Raw genomic sequence first — 16,871 nt, 5'->3', positions numbered from 1 at the left:
AAAGAAAAGACAGCAGGAGGAGATTGGTATGAAAGTAGTAATTATAGATGATGAGAAAGGTATTGTGGAAGGGCTCAAAAAGATCATAGGCCGCTATCTTCCAGAATGTAAGGTGGTCGGCGAAGCTTATAACGGGCTGGACGGATTCGAAATGATACAAAAGCTTCGTCCCGATATTGCAATAACGGATATCCGTATGCCCAAAGCAGATGGTCTCGATATGATCAAAATGCTGGAAGAAACAAACGTTCAGACGAAATATATTCTGTTAAGTGGGTATGCAGATTTTGAGTATGCCCGAAGAGGGATGAAGCTTGGAGTACAGTTCTACATTAACAAGCCAGTTGAGGAAAAAGAGCTGCGCGACAGTGTGAATCAGGTCTCGGATCGTATTCGTGCAGAGAAGATCGAGCTACAGGGATTAAACGAATTAAAGCATGCAATGAATAGCCGAATTCAGGAAGAAACCTTACGGGATATTCTTGATATCGGAAATGATCAGACCCGTTTGGTAGACGAACTGCTTCACGGTGCACTAATTCCAACAGCAGGTATATGGTTCAATTCTATACTGATTGAAATTGAGGGGAGCACTGATGCGCTGAAGGAGATTGGTTTTCAGCCATTGCTGCATCTGATAGACCGGACTTTGAAAAGTTACCATCAAGTATACCGCTTCCGGTACTTCGGCCCGCAAATCGCCATTGTGATTGCACACAACAGCAATATTATGCACAACCGGTTGCTTCATGTGATTCAGGAGCTGAAAAAGGCGGCCTACCGGGATCTGAATCTGCAGATCAGCATAGGAATGGGTAGTGTGTATAAGCAAGCAACCGGGATATGTAAGTCCTTTGAAGAAGCGCGAAATGCATTAAGCTACAAGGTTATTAAGGGAGGAGATCCTGTAATCTCCTTTAATGAGATTATAAAAATAACAGACCGCAGTTATCCGGTGCCTGAAGAAGTTATATCCAAGCTGGAAGCTGCACTTGATAACATGGATGAGGAAGAGTGTGTGACTATAATCCACGAGATTTTCCGGGGAATGACAGCTGAGCCAGGAATGTCCCCGGCAGATCTCCAGCTGTGGTGTTTAAACATTCTTCTGTCAAGTATCCGGAAGCTGTCATTCCAGCAGCTGCAGCAGAACGAGCTGGTAGGCAGACATATTCTGTCTTTAGATGGCTTCTCGCGGTTTAGGACGCTTGAGTATTTGGAGGAGTGGATGATCCAAGTCATTCGGGGAATCATCGGTTTCAAGGTGGAGCATCATTTATCCCATAGAAAGGATATTATCTCGGAAATTAAGCTCTACGTGTCTCAGCATTACAATGAACAGGTCAGTCTTGCTGACTTGGCCGCCCGTTTCTTTATCAGTCCCTATTATTTGAGCCAATTGTTTAAACGGAAAACGGGCGACAACTACTTGAATTACTTGACCCAGCTGCGAATCGATAAAGCAAAGGAACTGCTGGAAAATACAGATTTGAAAGTATACGAAATTTGCCAGAAGGTCGGTTATTTCGATGCACAGCATTTTGCGCGAATGTTTGAAAAATTCACAGGCTGTAAACCTAGAGATTTCCGCAAAAAACTGCCTATTGTTTAAATGTACTTAGCTACTCAAGCACCACATAGGGTGAAGCCATGAAATTCAAAATGAGTTCCCGACAGGTGTCCGAGAGAGTCGAGGGGCTTCGGAGAGCTCAGTTGAAATTGTCTGAGATTGATCCTATCTATTATCAAAATCCTATTACCTGTCTCCTGAAGAGACCGGTCAGCATGCGTATAAGCTGCTTGTGAGTGCGCTCGAGTCAACACACAAAAATCGGCATCGCCCAGATAACGATTTGCCAGAAAAGCAGCTTGGCCGCAGTAGGGGGATAGACGGACGGAGTGCTTTCTCTAGTAAAGATGTTCTATGCGGAGGAGTTTTGTCACAGATCCTTAATTTCAAACTTGCCTGATAAGGAGAAGCAGACCGCAGGGAACTGGATATGGCTAAAAGTCTTATTGAACAGTTAACGGAAAATTTTGAACCCGAGAAGTATCGCGATGAATATAAAGAGCGCTTTTGGAAAGCTACCAACGTACTTGTGAAATAAACAGAATAGCACTTCTGAGAATAACGATTATGAATAATAATAAGCTTGTCATCCATTCTGGCTGACGGGCTTCTTTTATTATGATTACGGTAAATAACACACTCTCTTAGGGAATCCTAAAGAATATGTCGTATTAAAAAAATGCTCAATGCACAATCTTCATCAAATAGCTAATAATTATAATGAATATATTAAAACAAGGAGAGGGTGATTATAATGGAATTAGTCTCAGGATAAGGTTGTGACACTGTGAAGAAATTAAAAAGACTGCGGATTGGAATTCAGCTATCGATGCTGGTAGCTGTGGTTGTGATCGTTGTGTTTCTGAATTTAATCATGAACTATACCAAAGCAGCGGAAGTGGTAGGTAAGAAGAATAGCAATTTTTTAGCACAAATGATTAGCCAGATCAACCAGACCATCTCCTCTAACAGCAATCAACTGAAAAGAATACTGGAGAAGACTGCCTACAACCGTACCATCGTACAGGCTTACCTTAATGAAACCGATCCGTTAGTGAAGTACGAACGTTATTCCGAATTGACCGATTACATGTCCGATATGATGAGTATGAAGGAAGGCATTTTGGATATTGCCCTATTCGGAACGGATGGGACACAAATCAATCTGAACGGCGATATCAATAATTTGGCTCCCTTTATAAGCGAAGTTCCCGAAAAGCGGCTGTACTATTATTCCGGTGTTCAGAACATTGTGATTGGCGGGTTAAACCGCAGCACCTTTATTATCGGCTGTCCGATTTATTCAATAACCAATTTTGAGCGAAAGGACCGGATTGGAACCCTGATGATAGTGGTTGAAGCCAATGCCCTACTGGGATCTCCTCATAAGCTGGCCGAAATTGAAGGAGCACGGCTTTACGCCCTGGACCGAACAGGGCAGTTGTTCTCTTCCAACGTTGAAACGGTAAAGCCCGGTTCCCCTTATTCCCAGGCCGTGATGAAGGATGAAGAAGAGGACTCTTTCATGCAGGAGGGAATGATTCAAGACCTTGAAGGCAAGTTGATATTTATACTGCCCAAGAAGGAATTATTAAGCGGCATCGAAGAAATTTTGGGACGGTCTTTCTTAATCCTGATTCTTTCCATATTGTTACTGATCCTTCCGTTCTATTTGGTCGTCAACAATATATTACGGCCATTGAAAAAGCTGATGAACTTTATGAGCAATTTCAAACTGGGCCTGCTCCATAATTTATCTAAGAGAATCCATCTGCAGGGATATGCTGAAATCAGTATCATGGCAAACCAGTTTAACCGGATGCTTGATGAAATTGACGAGCTGACAAATTCACTGTTGGAGAGCAATACTAAGCTCTACACAGCCGAGTTGGTCAAGAAGCAGGCCGAATTATCTTTTCTCCAGAGCCAGATCAACCCTCACTTTCTGTATAATACACTGGAATCCATCAAGGGAATGGCTGTAGAGCAAGGCTCTGAGCAAATTTTTCATATGGTCAAGTCCCTGGCTTATGTTTTCCGGTACAGCATCAAAGCTGCAGACATCATCCCCCTGCAGGAAGAAATTACGCTGGTCCAAAGCCATATTTACATCCAGCAGATCCGATTCGTTAACCGGTTGACAGTTACTTATCAGATCGAGGATTCGATCCTAACCTGCCAGGTTCCCAAAATGATTCTTCAGCCTCTTGTTGAAAATGCCATCTTCCATGGAATTGAGCCCAAAATGGGCAAAGGTCACTTGATAATCACGGGAATGGCATCGGAAGGCCAGTTAATCCTTGCTATCCGTGATAATGGTGTCGGAATCGGGAGGGATAAGCTCATGGAGCTTCAGACAGGCTTAACAGCTCGGCAAGAGGCTAAGCAGGCCCGGGCTATTGGCTTAGTGAATGTCAACAATCGGATTAAAATGCGTTATGGGGAAAACTACGGTATTATCATAAAGAGCGAATGGGGAACGGGAACGGAAGTCGTCATCCGGTTGCCGTACAAGGAGGACTTCAGTGTATAACGTTTTTATTGTGGATGATGAAGAGCTGGTAATTAAAAGCTTGATTGCCAGCATAGATTGGGTTGCCTACGGTTTCCAGGTGGCCGGGTATGCGCTAAGCGGAGCTGAAGCATTGAATGTGCTGGATGAAGTCAAGCCGGATCTTATTTTTACAGATATCCGAATGCCGGGAATCAGTGGTCTTGAGCTAATCAAGCAGTTGAACGAGGCTTCCTGTCCTGCCCTAATGATTATTATAAGCGGCTATGCTGAATTTGCCCTTGCCCAAAAGGCGATCCATTATGGTGCGTTCGGGTACTGCCTGAAGCCCTTTGATGAAGCGGAGATTGTCCCTTTTCTTAAGAAGGCCAAGAATGTACTATTGGAACGCCATCAACAACAAGAGCTGGATTTCCTGGCATTCCTTGAAGCAGAGCCGCCTGAGAATAAGAGAAATCAGCTGGAAGCAATCCGTCTGGCAGGTGTAGATCCGCAAGCAGCGGAGGGAATGAGAATAGTAGTATTCCTTGGGAAGCTTACCCGCAAACTCGGCCCCCGGAATAGGGGAGTTGCCTTCCGCATAGGGCTGGAGAAGTATGCCTGGTTGATCGCCGGCCACATAATCCCCGAAAATTTACTGACGGATCAGCCTTATACAGATGCCCTTAAGGGCTTTGGTTGGAGCGACCGCTTCTATGACCTTGCTGCCCTTCAGAAAGCCATCCGAGAAGCTGAGATTCATGCATATCAATATTTTGTGACCAACACCATCTCTGAGTTCAGGCCGGCAGTTGTTAAGGAGAATGCTTTGAAGGGCCTGGAGAAGGCCGTTGCAGAGAATGATATCGCCGCTGTGAGCTTCAATCTTGAGCAACTGGCCGCAAAATTTAGCGGGGGCAAGCTGCAAATTCCGGATGCGCTGCACACATATAATATGATCACTATGTTAATTTATAAGGAGAATGAGGAGCCGTTTGAAGATTTTATGTACTCTTTCGACCAGCTAACCAGCTCGTTTCATTCCGTTATGGACATGCTTGAGTACCTGCACGGACTACTTGAAGTGAAGAATAGGCAGGCAGGCAAAGGTGGACAGAAGCTTGCAGGCAATCGTACGCTGATGGCTATCCGCTCCTATATTGATGAACATTATCGTGAAGAGCTTACGATCCCGCTGCTTGCGAATATGTTTAGCGTTAACGGAAATTATGTAAGCCAGTTATTTAAAAGAGAAACAGGCCGTACATTTACGGAATACTTAACGAATCTAAGGATTGGATACGCTTGCGAACTCTTAATGAATTCTGATTTGACGATCAGCGAGATCGCAGAGAAGTCCGGTTACAGTGACTATTTTTATTTTAGCCGTCTTTTCAAACGTATCAAAGGTATGTCCCCAAGCGCTTACCGGAGAGATTCATAAAGTGTAACGTTATTAAAAAAGCAGACCTTCAAGAAGAGGCAACCATATCGTAAGATATGGAGTTAATTCTTGAAGGCTTTTTTGTGCGGATTAATTCCAGATATGATTATGTACCATACTTAGAAATATGCACAATTGTTAGTCGGAGCAAAATGTGTTTACGAAAAAACAATAATTCCTGTGCAAATAATGCTAATGATAATTAATGTAGAACGGGATAAAAAGCGCTTACAATTAAATCATAACAAAAAAGAGGTGAGGGTTTTTGAGGGATTCATCTGCATACCAATTGACTTCCACGAACGGGGGCCTGAATCAGCAAAGGCATCTTTGGACGGAAATGAAAAAACACAAGTACTTGTACTTGCTTGTGGCGCCAATGATTATTTATTTTATTGTCTTTTCTTACATCCCCATGTATGGAATTCTCCTTGCCTTTAAGGAATTTGACTATTCGAAGGGTATTTTGGGAAGTCCATGGAACCATTTTGAAAATTTCCGCATTGTATTGTCTGATCAAAATTTTCATCAAGCCTTTCGAAACACCATCCTGATCGGATTAGGCCGGTTACTCATTGAGTTCCCTGTTCCGATTATTGTCGCTATTCTGTTGAGTGAATTACCCTTCAAACGATTGAAAAAGTTTTATCAGACTGCCCTTACGTTTCCTCATTTTATCAGTTGGATCGTTCTGAGTGGCATCTTAATCGGATTATTGGGTGATCAAGGAGTAATTAATCAACTATTGTCGTTGTTGGGTTTTGAGAAAAACACAATATTGTCAAATAGCGGCTTGTTTACGGCCCTTATATTTATATCGAATATTTGGAAAGAAGCCGGATGGTCTGCGATCATCTACCTGGCTGCTATCGCCGGGGTCAATATGGAATTATACGAAGCGGTTACGGTGGATGGAGCTAACCGGTTCCAGAAAGTAAAAGCTGTCACGTGGCCAGCGGTAAAAGCAGCAGCTCTCATTCTTCTGGTGTTGGCAGTGGGCAATCTGTTGAACGGCGGGTTTGATCAAATCTTCAACTTGTACAATCCGATCGTGGCTGATTATTCGGAAATTCTGGACACATATGTATACAAGACCGCATTTATCGATGCGACGGGATTTGGCTATTCCACCACGGTAGGATTGCTGAAATCAGTCATCAGTTTTGTCTTTTTATTCAGTACAAATGCCATTGTGAATAAGATGTCGGATGGGGGAGGCCTATAAATGAGACAGAGAATAAACCTAACAAATGTACTTCTAGCGCTTGCGCTCGGCATACTTGCGATACTTGCGATATTCCCCTTCTATCAAACTTTGATTGTTTCGTTCTCAACCTTAAATGACAGGGGCAGCGGTCATATTTTTCTTTGGCCGCGTTCCATTGACTTTTCGGCATACCAATATCTATTTGCCGAGGGGTTAGTGACAAGAGGGATGCTCGTATCCATTTTTGTGACAGTCGTGGGCACGGTTGTCAGCATGATCGTAACAACAGCAGGAGCTTATGCTATTTCAAAAAAAACCATGCCTGGCCGTAATGCGATTTTGAACGGCATCATTTTTACGATGTTTTTCTCCGGCGGATTGATTCCTTATTTTCTTACTTTGCAAAATCTTCACTTGCAGAACAATTTGTTTGTCATGATTCTGCCGGTTGCCGTTAACGCTTTCAATCTGATTTTGATGAAAAACTTCTTTGGTACCGTTCCTCCGGCTTTGGAGGAGTCGGCCAAACTGGATGGGGCAAACGATATTACAGTATTGATTCGTGTCGTGGTTCCAGTATCGCTTCCGATTATTGCAACAATCACACTGTTCTATGCGGTCGATCGTTGGAATGAATGGTGGCTCGCAATGCTCTTTATCAATGATCCTAAATATTACCCGCTGCAACTGGTGCTACGAAATGCGATCACTAATCTAAGCGCTCTGCTGAACAGTGCGACGGCTACACAAATGGCACAAGGCACGTCCAGATTTTACGGGGAGTCTGTGAAGGCCGCCATCATTATGATTTCCGCCCTTCCGATTTTGATCATCTATCCGTTCATACAGCGATTCTTTAATCAGGGTATTATGCTGGGTTCCGTCAAAGGTTGATAATAACAATCATGGATTGTTGTTATAGATAAATATAGTTAAAGGGAGGCTCAATATTGTTATGAGAAAGAATCGAATGATGGGTACGGTTGCAGCAGCACTGTTGTTGACGACTGTCTTGTCGGCATGTGGTGGGGCGAACGAAGGGGCTTCGAACGAAAATTTGAAATCGACAGCATCGTCGCCATCGACATCAACGGATACTGTAACTGAAAATGAAAAACTAAAAGTGGCTCTGTGGGGAATTCAGGACACATTTAATGCTGCTGGAAATACGAGTGACACTGTCTTCAACGATCTTCAACAAAAGTTTAATGTAACCATCGAGCCGGTGCAAATTACCTGGAATGATTGGCTCGAAAAATTGAAAGTCTGGGCGGCTTCTTCCCAACTTCCTGATCTCTTTCCAAATGATCTTGCAGGTAACCTGGCTCTTTACACTACCTGGGCCAAGCAAGGGATCATTAAACCGTTGCCCGAAGATTTGAGCCCGTATCCCAACATTCAAGCACTTATGAAGGAACCGTCCATTCAATCCTTTAAGATTGACGGTAAATATTATATGATTCCGCGGATGACCTATCCTAGTTCAAGTGATTGGTCGATGGACAGACCAATTTCTTACCGCAAGGATTGGGCCGAACAAGCAGGGTATACCTCGTCGCCAAAATCATTTGATGATTTGGTCGCCATGATCAAGGCTGTTCAAGCACAACATCCTGGAGTAACCGGAATTTCTTTGGCGAACAAGCCGTATCTGCTCACCGCCTTCCTCGGCAGCTTCCCGGAAGAATCAAACGAAAAATCCTGGGTCAAAGAGGACGGAAAATGGATTCCTGCTTTTGCATCCCCACGGATGTACGAAGGAGTGAAACAATTGCGTACTCTGTATCAGGAAGGACTGTTGGACAAGGATATCGCGATTCAAAAGGATAGCGACGGCACCATGAAGTTTGTGAACGGGCAATCCTTCATGCTCTTCGGTCAGCTTACCGCCACCAATATTGAACCGTTTATTAAGGCAAATCCCGATGTTGAATTTAAGGATGCCTACGGATTTTTGGACTGGTATCCGGCATCGGACGGTCAACGGTATACGTTCGCGGAGACACCGTTCTGGTCGGAACTTTATTTCAGCAATCAAATGAATGATGCCAAGTTTGATCGGGCGTTACGGCTCGTTGATTACATGATTGGCGATGAATATACAGCAAAACTAAAAAACGGTATTGAAGGTACGGATTATAAAGTGGAGAACGGAAAAGCTGTTTCGCTGCTACCGGAAGGCCAAACGCTGGCTGATAAATATCCTTTTACAGATGCCTTAGGTTCTCTTGCATCTTGGTACGGCGGATTTCTCTATTCAGGCCAAAAAGTTGTAAGCTCGGATCCGAATCTTGCGGCATACGACCAAATGTCCATTGACAAGTATAATGAACTTAAAACAACGGCGAAACCTGTGCCTATCAATTTTGAAATCATGACCATGTCTACACCTGCCAAAGACAAAGTCGCCACTTTGCGCACTGATGCTCTGAACAGCCTGTTTAAAGTGGTCATGGGCAAGGACGATCCTGTTGAGATGTGGAAAAAAGAAATTAAAGCTCTGGATGCCAAAGGCTTGCAGGCTGCTATCGAGGAAACGACCAAAGTTGCCGCCGAAAAGGGAATCCAATAACGGCAAACAAGGAGGGTGATGCAGAGGGGAACCTTTAGCGCATCACCTTTTTTTCTTTAATAAAAATAATGAAAAGAGGAAGAGATATGAAAGCACCCTTGTTTCGCGATCCGATTCATGACGGCGCGGCGGATCCGGTCATCGTGTGGAACCGTGAAGTACAGGAATGGTGGATGATCTATACCAACCGCAGGGCGACAATAGAGGCAGAGGGGGTTGCTTGGGTACATGGAACGGATCTCGGCGTGGCGTCGTCACGGGATGGCGGAAAAAGCTGGCTGTACCGGGGAACGCTAACGGGGCTCGATCTGGAGTGGGGACGGAATACGTTCTGGGCGCCGGAAATTTATTGGCATGACGGGGTTTACCACATGTACGTCAGTTACATCCAAGGCGTGCCAATCATGTGGGCGGGTCATCGGCGCGACTTGGTTCATTATACTAGTAAGAACCTGCTCGACTGGACATTCCAATCCAAGCTTGAACTGAGTTCAGACAGCGTCATCGATGCCTGTATCCATGAACTTCCAGGGGGCGGCTTCCGCATGTGGTACAAGGATGAGGAACATGGCTCGCATACGTATGCCGCCGACAGTAAGGATCTTTACCATTGGGAAATTGTCGGTCCCGTTCTTACACATCGGCAGCATGAGGGACCGAATGTGTTCCAACTAAAAGGGTATTACTGGATGATTATCGACGAGTGGAGAGGTCAGGGAGTGTTCCGTTCGGACGACCTGATTACCTGGGAGCGCAATGGGCTTATCCTGGACCAGCCGGGAACACGCGAGGATGACGGCATGATCGGAATGCATGCCGATGTTGTAGTTCAGGGAGAGAAGGCCTATATCTTCTATTTTACCCATCCAGGCAGGACGCCGGACAAAGAAGGTCAGAAGGAAAGCCGGGAGACTCGCCGTTCGTCCATCCAGGCGGCACGACTTGATGTCATAAATGGCCTACTCGTATGTAATCGCGATGACGATTTCGAAATCGAATTATCAATACAAGGCGATACAGATGCAAAGTAAGCTAATCTACAATCAGCCGTTCGAAGCGTATTTATTTGTTTATTTCACGGTTGAGGACTCAGGCGAGGAACAGGTGTTTTTTCTATAAGCAGGGATGATTTGCACTGGAAATATTTGAAATGATCGGAACGAATGGTGCTTGTTGGATGATCAATTCGCAGCTCAAAAGGGCTATATGCTATTGATCACCGATGACCTGTCAAGCGCTAATAGAAGCTTAGCTCTAGGGGAACCAATGGAAGAACACATGTCAGATGATAACTCTTCAGATGACATTCCGTTATTGGAGGGATGAATAAGATGTTAGGCAAAAAGGTTATCGCATACACTGACACCTCGCAAGAGTGGAAACTTGGCCAGAGTATGCATTTGGCTCTTTATGGAAGCGATAGGCTGATTCTGTTGAACTTTGGATACGGAGTACTATTTGCCCCGGCGCATTATGAAAATATATCTGATTCTAAGGCTGGGGCAACAGGAGGACTGGTAAATCCCTGGATTTTCCGCATGTCGGATGGAACGATCGGCGTTGTAGCACAGAGCACAGAAAGCAGTGGTTATAACCAGGTAGAGGTAAGCGTTGCTGCTTCACCGGGTAAGTTGCTGTTCTGGACGACGACGGATTTGGTGTCGTACGAAAGCAAAGGCTTCTTGACGATCACGGAGGACGAGACGATTTCTAGGCCTCAAGTTACCCGGAAGGCAGACACTTATTATATTTCCTGGGAGGGAGATTACGGGGAGGTGAAAGTCAGCAGCACCACGAATTTTGTTTCATTCTACGCCCTTTATGACTCTCCGGTCCCTCGTGACGAGATAAGCGTAACTATGGATAACGGTGATGCGTCGTGTGTTTTTGAACTTACTGATTTGGAGAAAGATTATCTGACCCGGAAGCTGGGTCCGTTGGAGAATACCGGAGTCAATCCGGTCCCTGACCTCTCGGTAAGAGTAGGAGCAAAGCCTGATTTTAAACATTTGCCCAAACTCACCGCACTGTATAACGATTCGTCCACTGCCGAGAAGAAGGTGGAATGGGATCAAGCAGCATTTGATTCGATTCCTTTTCATCAGCCGGGAACCTATATGATTACAGGAAAGGCCGACATACGGGAATATGCCTGGCCCATGATCACCCAGCGTGCAGATCCGCATGTGGTCTTGTATAAGAACAAGTATTACTTTATTGCTACAGATGACGACCTGCAGGAGCATTTATACATTCGTGTTTCCGATAGGCTGGAGGGGATAGCCGACGCACCGGATCACCTTATTCTGAATCGAAATCCATCCGGCGATATGTCAGGACTCTTCTGGGCGCCGGAACTTCATCTTATAGGCAACAAGCTGTCCATACTGTTTGCCGCCTCAACAGAAAGTTCGCCCGAAAATTGGTGGAAAAACGTCCAGTGCCGAGTAATGCAGCTTGTCGGCAGTGATCCGCTAAGTGCCTCGGATTGGGGACAATCACAGCGCGTTATGCAGAAGGAATCCAATGTCCCGTTATATAACGGCACTGGTATCACCTTGGATATGACCTATTTCGAGGTGAATGGTACTCATTACTATATGTGGTCACAGCGAGACCTGGCGGAGGGAATGGATTCGGCCAATTTGATGATTGCGGCAATGAATCCCGAGAATCCGGCCTCTATTGCCAGCGTCCCTGTTTGCCTCGCCAAACCGCAGTTTGGCTGGGACCGACAGGGAGAAGTAAATGAAGGTCCTTATATGATCAGGCACCATGACGATGTGTACGTAACATTCTCTGGCAGCAACACCGACAACACCTATGCGGTAGGTCTTCTATCCGCCAAAGCGACTGCTGATTTGCTGCGGCCGGGAAGCTGGAAGGTAACGGGTTATCCGGTGCTTGCGTCCAACCATGTGTCCGGTCAACTCGGCCCGGGGCATAACGCATTTATTAAAGATGAGAACGGAAATGATGTCTTGGTGTTCCATGCCAGGCTAAACGGAGAAGAACGCTGCACTGGGATGCGCACTGTGCATTGGGCCTTTGACGGTTCTCCAATTCTGTATATGACGCCGGAACGGGAATTGAAGCCGGAGTTCAGAGCGGTAACTCTCTGTATCCGAGTTGTGAGTGAAAGCGAGGATATGACCAGTCGCACAGAGGACCTTGCCGATTACAGCAGCCTGCTTACTTATGTCAAGGGTGCGGGCGAAGATGATAATCATGTTTCTGGCGAGCGTGAATCCGCAATGTATGCCGCTGTTCGGCGGACTTGTGAAAGTGACTACACCTTACTCAATAGTGGAAAACCCATCCTGTACCCGGTTAGTAGCTATGCCGCTAATCCAATTGGTTCGGGATTAATGAGGTCGCCCCATCTGTTTCGCAAACCGGATGGAACGTTTGGATTGATTGCGGGAAATAACAACGCCGGAAGCCAGATTTATCTTTGGGATACCGACGATTTAATCGCCTACCGAAATGAACGCCTGCTGCTGTTGAACACCACAGGCATTGATGTTAAGGACCCCTGGGCTATATTCGATGATGAAATTCAGGCTTACCGTATCCGCTGGACAGGAGGAAATGGCCGATTTTATGAGACGCTAACCAACCTCATAGAAATATTGTCAGTTACGGAAATTGAGAATAGCGACCGGCCAGTCGTGCATAGCCCCTTCCCGGTTGTATCGGGGCCTGTTTCGGAACTGAAATTATCGAAAGTGGAGTATGAGCGAGTTGTTCGGAAATACTCCAGAATTGTCCATACAGCAGTAGAACCTCAGACCGCGACCGTCCGATTTGGAGAGACCGCAGCGCTCCCGGATAAAGTGAAGTGTTGGTACAGTGACGGGTCTTCGAAGCATATGGGGGTTGAATGGGACACAACCCATATCGAATTTCTTACTCCTGGGGTCTACACCTTTAACGGAACAGTCAAGCAAGAAGTTTATGCCGCCCCTTTTATCAAGTATCGCGCAGATCCTTATGTTACGAAGGGAAAGGACGGCTATTATTACTTTACTGCAAGTTACCCCATTAACGGTGACGAGGACTCTGAGGGTTATGACCGGATTGTTTTGCGACGCTCGAAATCGCTTGAGGGACTTGGCGGAACCGTTAACCTGGATGGCAGCGCCAGGGAGGAAGTGCATGAGATTGTGATTTGGGATGAGAAGAACTCCAATACCAATCACCGCTTTGTCTGGGCGCCGGAGATTCATCAAATACAAGATAAATGGTACGTGTTCCTTACCTCAAGCCGGAGTCAATCTGATATATGGGCGATTCGACCGTCAGTTATTTCCTGCGGAGGCGATGGGGATCCTTTTAAACCAGAGAACTGGGATATGGAAGCGAAATATTGTGAGCCAATGGAAGAGGATATGATAGCTTTTAGCAACTTCTCGCTGGATATGACCTATTTTGAAAGCGGCGGAGAACATTATGTTGCATGGGCTCAGTATGTTAACCACTCCTGTCTGTTAATTGCAAAAATTGATCCAAATCGACCATGGGAGCTCACCAGTAAATCTGTAATCCTGTCCTCACCGGAATATGCTTGGGAAAAGACGACAGACGGAAATACGATGATTGACGAGGGACCGGCGGTTATTAAGCACGACGGGACAGTCTACTTGGCATTTTCGGCTTCCTCAGTTAATTGGTCTTACTGCATAGGAATTATGACTGCAAGCGAGGGTTCGAATCTTCTGGATCCACAGAATTGGATTAAAAACGGGTATCCCGTGCTGGCGACAGACGATTTGGCAATTCAGTTAGGGCCTGGCCACAACTCTTTTACCGTAGACGAACTTGGTAATCCGGTGATTGTATATCACGCAAGAACTCCTGGTGAGAAAGAGGGATCGGGAAATGGCGGATTAGGTGATCCTGGAAGACATGCCCATATCAAGCGGGTGCACTTTAAGGCAGATGGCGACATCGTGTTCAGCATGACGCCGGAAGAAGAACTGAATCCGCATTTAAAGAAAGTAACCTTAAACGTTGTAGTCAAGAATGACGTTAGATAAAGGCACATTTTGTAAATTAGACCGAACATTCTGCCTAAAATTCAAGCCTAGTTATTAACGAATGTTTTGAGAAAAGTGTGTTGTCGTTAGCATTACTTTTTCGGATATTTGAACTCATTGTATCATGACACCATGATCCCATTAGCAATGAGCGATTAATCCTGTTCTTTTCTGGAACAGGAAATCGCTTATCATAGCTTTCTCAAGCGAGTATCTAATAGATTCGCTTGTATTCTGAACTTATTGAAAGCGCTTAATTTAAGGGGGTGATACATTGGTTCTATACGGATAGTGTCTTCTGCTGGAATTTGGAAAATGTCGAAAGTAAGGACTTGAGTAGAACGATAACAAAAATTTATTGAAAAAGGTAATTATAGGAGATGAAGTGAAAAATGTTAACTATGAGAAGCAGAAAGAATTTAAAGTTTTTATCCATTCTTATTGCATGTGTGATGTTGTTAGTTACATTGTCGGTATCTTATCCATCAGAAACTCATGCTGCAACTACTTTAAATACCTATGCAGCGCCTTCAGGGGTTCCACAGGATACAACCTTTAGTGTAAAGGTACGTGTTCCTGGAGGAGCATGGATAGATTTGGATGAATATCAAACTAGAATCGGGGGACCAAGCAGAGCTTCGTTTGCCTCCTTTGTAACTTTCGATAGTAACGGCCCGGTAGAAATGTCGGTAACTTATAACGCCGGAACCATATCGTCGGTAAAAATCCGTCCTTCAGCTAAGGGTATTACGCCTAGTATCAGTGGGAATACGGCGACATTTACCGTTCCCGGTCCTATGAAGCTTGTTTTGGATGTTAATGATAATGTAGACAACGATTTGATGATTTTTGCCAATTCACTAGAAACGAATATTCCTAATGCATCAGACCCGAATGTCATTTATTATGGTCCTGGTAATTATAGCGGGGACATTACAGTTCCAAGCGGCAAGACACTGTACCTTGCTGGTGGAGCTGTGGTCAGAGGTGGAATCAATGCGGATGATACTACCAATATCTCAATAAGAGGCCGTGGTATTTTACTCCAGCCTGGCGGAGAAGGTATTTCTGTTGACCGATCAAGCGGAGTTACCATCGATGGTGTTATCGTTAATGGCTTTGCTAATTTAAATAGTGGCGGTTACGGTATTGACCTACAGAATTCAAGCAATGTTAACATTAATAATGTAAAACTACTCGCTTATAAAAAGTGGTCAGATGGTATTGATATGATGTCATCAAACGATGTTAGCATTAATGATGTATATATACGTACCGGTGATGATGCCATTGCTGTTTATTCATCACGTCCCGATTTTAATGTTTTTGGCAGCACCAGCAATATCAGCGTTACCAACTCTGTTCTTATGAATGGCCTGGCTCATCCGATTAATATAGGCACACATGGAAACTATGATAACCCGGATCGTATTGATAAGCTTACCTTTTCAAATATTGATATCCTGACACACAATCCCTTATATGCAGTAGGGTTCATCTCTGTGACTGCCAGTGATGAGAATATGCTGACCAATGTGTTATTTACGGATATTCGTTGGGAAGATGTGCTCGTGCAAAAGTTTATCGATATCATTACTTACAAAAATGCAGGATACAGTAAGGCTCCGGGGCGAGGAATCAATGGTGTGACGATCAGGAACTTCTCATATAACGGAACCCTTACGGGTACTAACCAGATTTACGGCAATAGTGCCACCCGCATAACTCAAAATGTAATCTTTGAGAATCTGAAAGTCAACGGCAATGTTATAACCAGTGCAAGTGCAGGAAATTTTGCTGTCGGCAATTATACCGGCAATATCAACTTTGTACCCGTAGGAGAGGCCTATAACCGGGTTCAGTCGTTCAACTTCCAGACCAGATACATGAGGCATCAAAACTATGTGGGTCGGGTCGATGCAAATGTATCTCCGGTTGCTGATTCGCAATGGAAGATTGTTCCCGGACTTGCCGACCCATCAAGTATTTCTTTTGAATCTGTCAATAAACCTGGCTATTATTTAAGACACTCCACCTACAATATAGCATTGAGTCAAAATGATGGAACAGGTAGTTTTGCACAGGATGCAACGTTCAGGGTAGTAGCGGGGTTGGCAGACAGCACATGGTCATCATTCCAATCCTACAATTATCCTGACAGGTATATCAGACATTCCAATAATGTTCTATCCATTCAGCCTATTTCTACAACGCTCGAGAAGGCGGATGCAACCTTTAAGCTGGTCCATTAAATTATTTTAAGATGGCTTTGATGATATAAATGCTTGAAAAAGGCTGTAGATAACTGCAGCCATGGACGAGACATGAAGAGCTGCACATAATTGAACGAGCTAGTAGCCTGTATTTCGGAATGTTTGTAAAGGGTTAACGGGTTGCAACAAGATAATTAGTAAGCTCACGACACTATCATAAAGCAACCGACTGGGGTGATTCCTGTATTGCACAGGAGTCATCTTTTTTTCGCTCCTGTTGATATCTGTAATGGTTGAAACAACGGATGTAGTGGTAAGCAAAAAGGTTCCTGTGA

Annotated in this window: 9 protein-coding genes; all 9 read left to right on the top strand. The window is 44.7% G+C overall.

The window, feature by feature from the left end; genetic code table 11:
• Positions 1-28 precede the first annotated feature (28 nt).
• The 9 genes from P40081_RS26955 to P40081_RS26915 all read left to right on the top strand — a co-directional run bounded on the left by P40081_RS26955 (position 29) and on the right by P40081_RS26915 (position 16,575).
• Positions 29-1,612, top strand: a complete 1,584-nt coding sequence (locus tag P40081_RS26955) for a response regulator (RefSeq protein WP_042139271.1) — start codon at positions 29-31, stop codon at positions 1,610-1,612.
• A gap of 745 nt (positions 1,613-2,357) precedes the next feature.
• Positions 2,358-4,103, top strand: coding sequence for a sensor histidine kinase (locus tag P40081_RS26950; protein WP_042139270.1), 1,746 nt, complete (start codon positions 2,358-2,360; stop codon positions 4,101-4,103).
• The gene (locus tag P40081_RS26945) at positions 4,096-5,505 is read left to right on the top strand and encodes a response regulator transcription factor (protein WP_042139269.1); all 1,410 of its coding nucleotides are present in this window, start codon (positions 4,096-4,098) and stop codon (positions 5,503-5,505) included. Before P40081_RS26950 ends, P40081_RS26945 begins: the two co-directional genes overlap by 8 nt.
• A 265-nt stretch (positions 5,506-5,770) precedes the next feature.
• Entirely contained in the window at positions 5,771-6,730 is a 960-nt protein-coding gene (locus tag P40081_RS26940) for an ABC transporter permease (protein WP_231575206.1), read from the top strand.
• Positions 6,731-7,606, top strand: coding sequence for a carbohydrate ABC transporter permease (locus P40081_RS26935; protein WP_039298828.1), 876 nt, complete (start codon positions 6,731-6,733; stop codon positions 7,604-7,606).
• Between the two features lie 61 nt (positions 7,607-7,667).
• Positions 7,668-9,284 carry an extracellular solute-binding protein gene (locus P40081_RS26930; RefSeq protein WP_042139268.1) on the top strand — a complete coding sequence of 539 codons (1,617 nt, stop codon included), beginning with the start codon at positions 7,668-7,670 and terminating at the stop codon, positions 9,282-9,284.
• 86 nt (positions 9,285-9,370) lie between these two features.
• On the top strand, positions 9,371-10,315 hold the full coding sequence (locus tag P40081_RS26925; RefSeq protein WP_042139267.1) for a glycoside hydrolase family protein: 945 nt from the start codon (positions 9,371-9,373) through the stop codon (positions 10,313-10,315).
• A 300-nt stretch (positions 10,316-10,615) separates the two neighbouring features.
• Complete coding sequence (locus tag P40081_RS26920; protein WP_042139266.1) at positions 10,616-14,323, top strand: family 43 glycosylhydrolase; 3,708 nt, start codon at positions 10,616-10,618, stop codon at positions 14,321-14,323.
• Positions 14,324-14,715: 392 nt separating this feature from the next.
• Positions 14,716-16,575 carry an AbfB domain-containing protein gene (locus tag P40081_RS26915; RefSeq protein WP_081970153.1) on the top strand — a complete coding sequence of 620 codons (1,860 nt, stop codon included), beginning with the start codon at positions 14,716-14,718 and terminating at the stop codon, positions 16,573-16,575.
• Positions 16,576-16,871 lie beyond the last annotated feature (296 nt).

The organism is Paenibacillus sp. FSL P4-0081, from assembly GCF_000758565.1.
GTDB classification, from domain to species: domain Bacteria; phylum Bacillota; class Bacilli; order Paenibacillales; family Paenibacillaceae; genus Paenibacillus_AQ; species Paenibacillus_AQ phytohabitans.
The sequence above is the reverse complement of the archived record's forward strand: the minus strand, read 5'-3'. Positions and strand labels throughout refer to the sequence as shown.

Bases quoted from the DNA above. Each gene is read 5' to 3' on its own strand.
- P40081_RS26935 (WP_039298828.1), top strand. From the start codon at position 6,731: ATGAGACAGAGAATAAACCTAACAAATGTACTTCTAGCGCTTGCGCTC.
- P40081_RS26925 (WP_042139267.1), top strand. From the start codon at position 9,371: ATGAAAGCACCCTTGTTTCGCGATCCGATTCATGACGGCGCGGCGGAT.
- P40081_RS26920 (WP_042139266.1), top strand. From the start codon at position 10,616: ATGTTAGGCAAAAAGGTTATCGCATACACTGACACCTCGCAAGAGTGG.
- P40081_RS26915 (WP_081970153.1), top strand. From the start codon at position 14,716: ATGTTAACTATGAGAAGCAGAAAGAATTTAAAGTTTTTATCCATTCTT.
- P40081_RS26930 (WP_042139268.1), top strand. From the start codon at position 7,668: ATGAGAAAGAATCGAATGATGGGTACGGTTGCAGCAGCACTGTTGTTG.
- P40081_RS26955 (WP_042139271.1), top strand. From the start codon at position 29: ATGAAAGTAGTAATTATAGATGATGAGAAAGGTATTGTGGAAGGGCTC.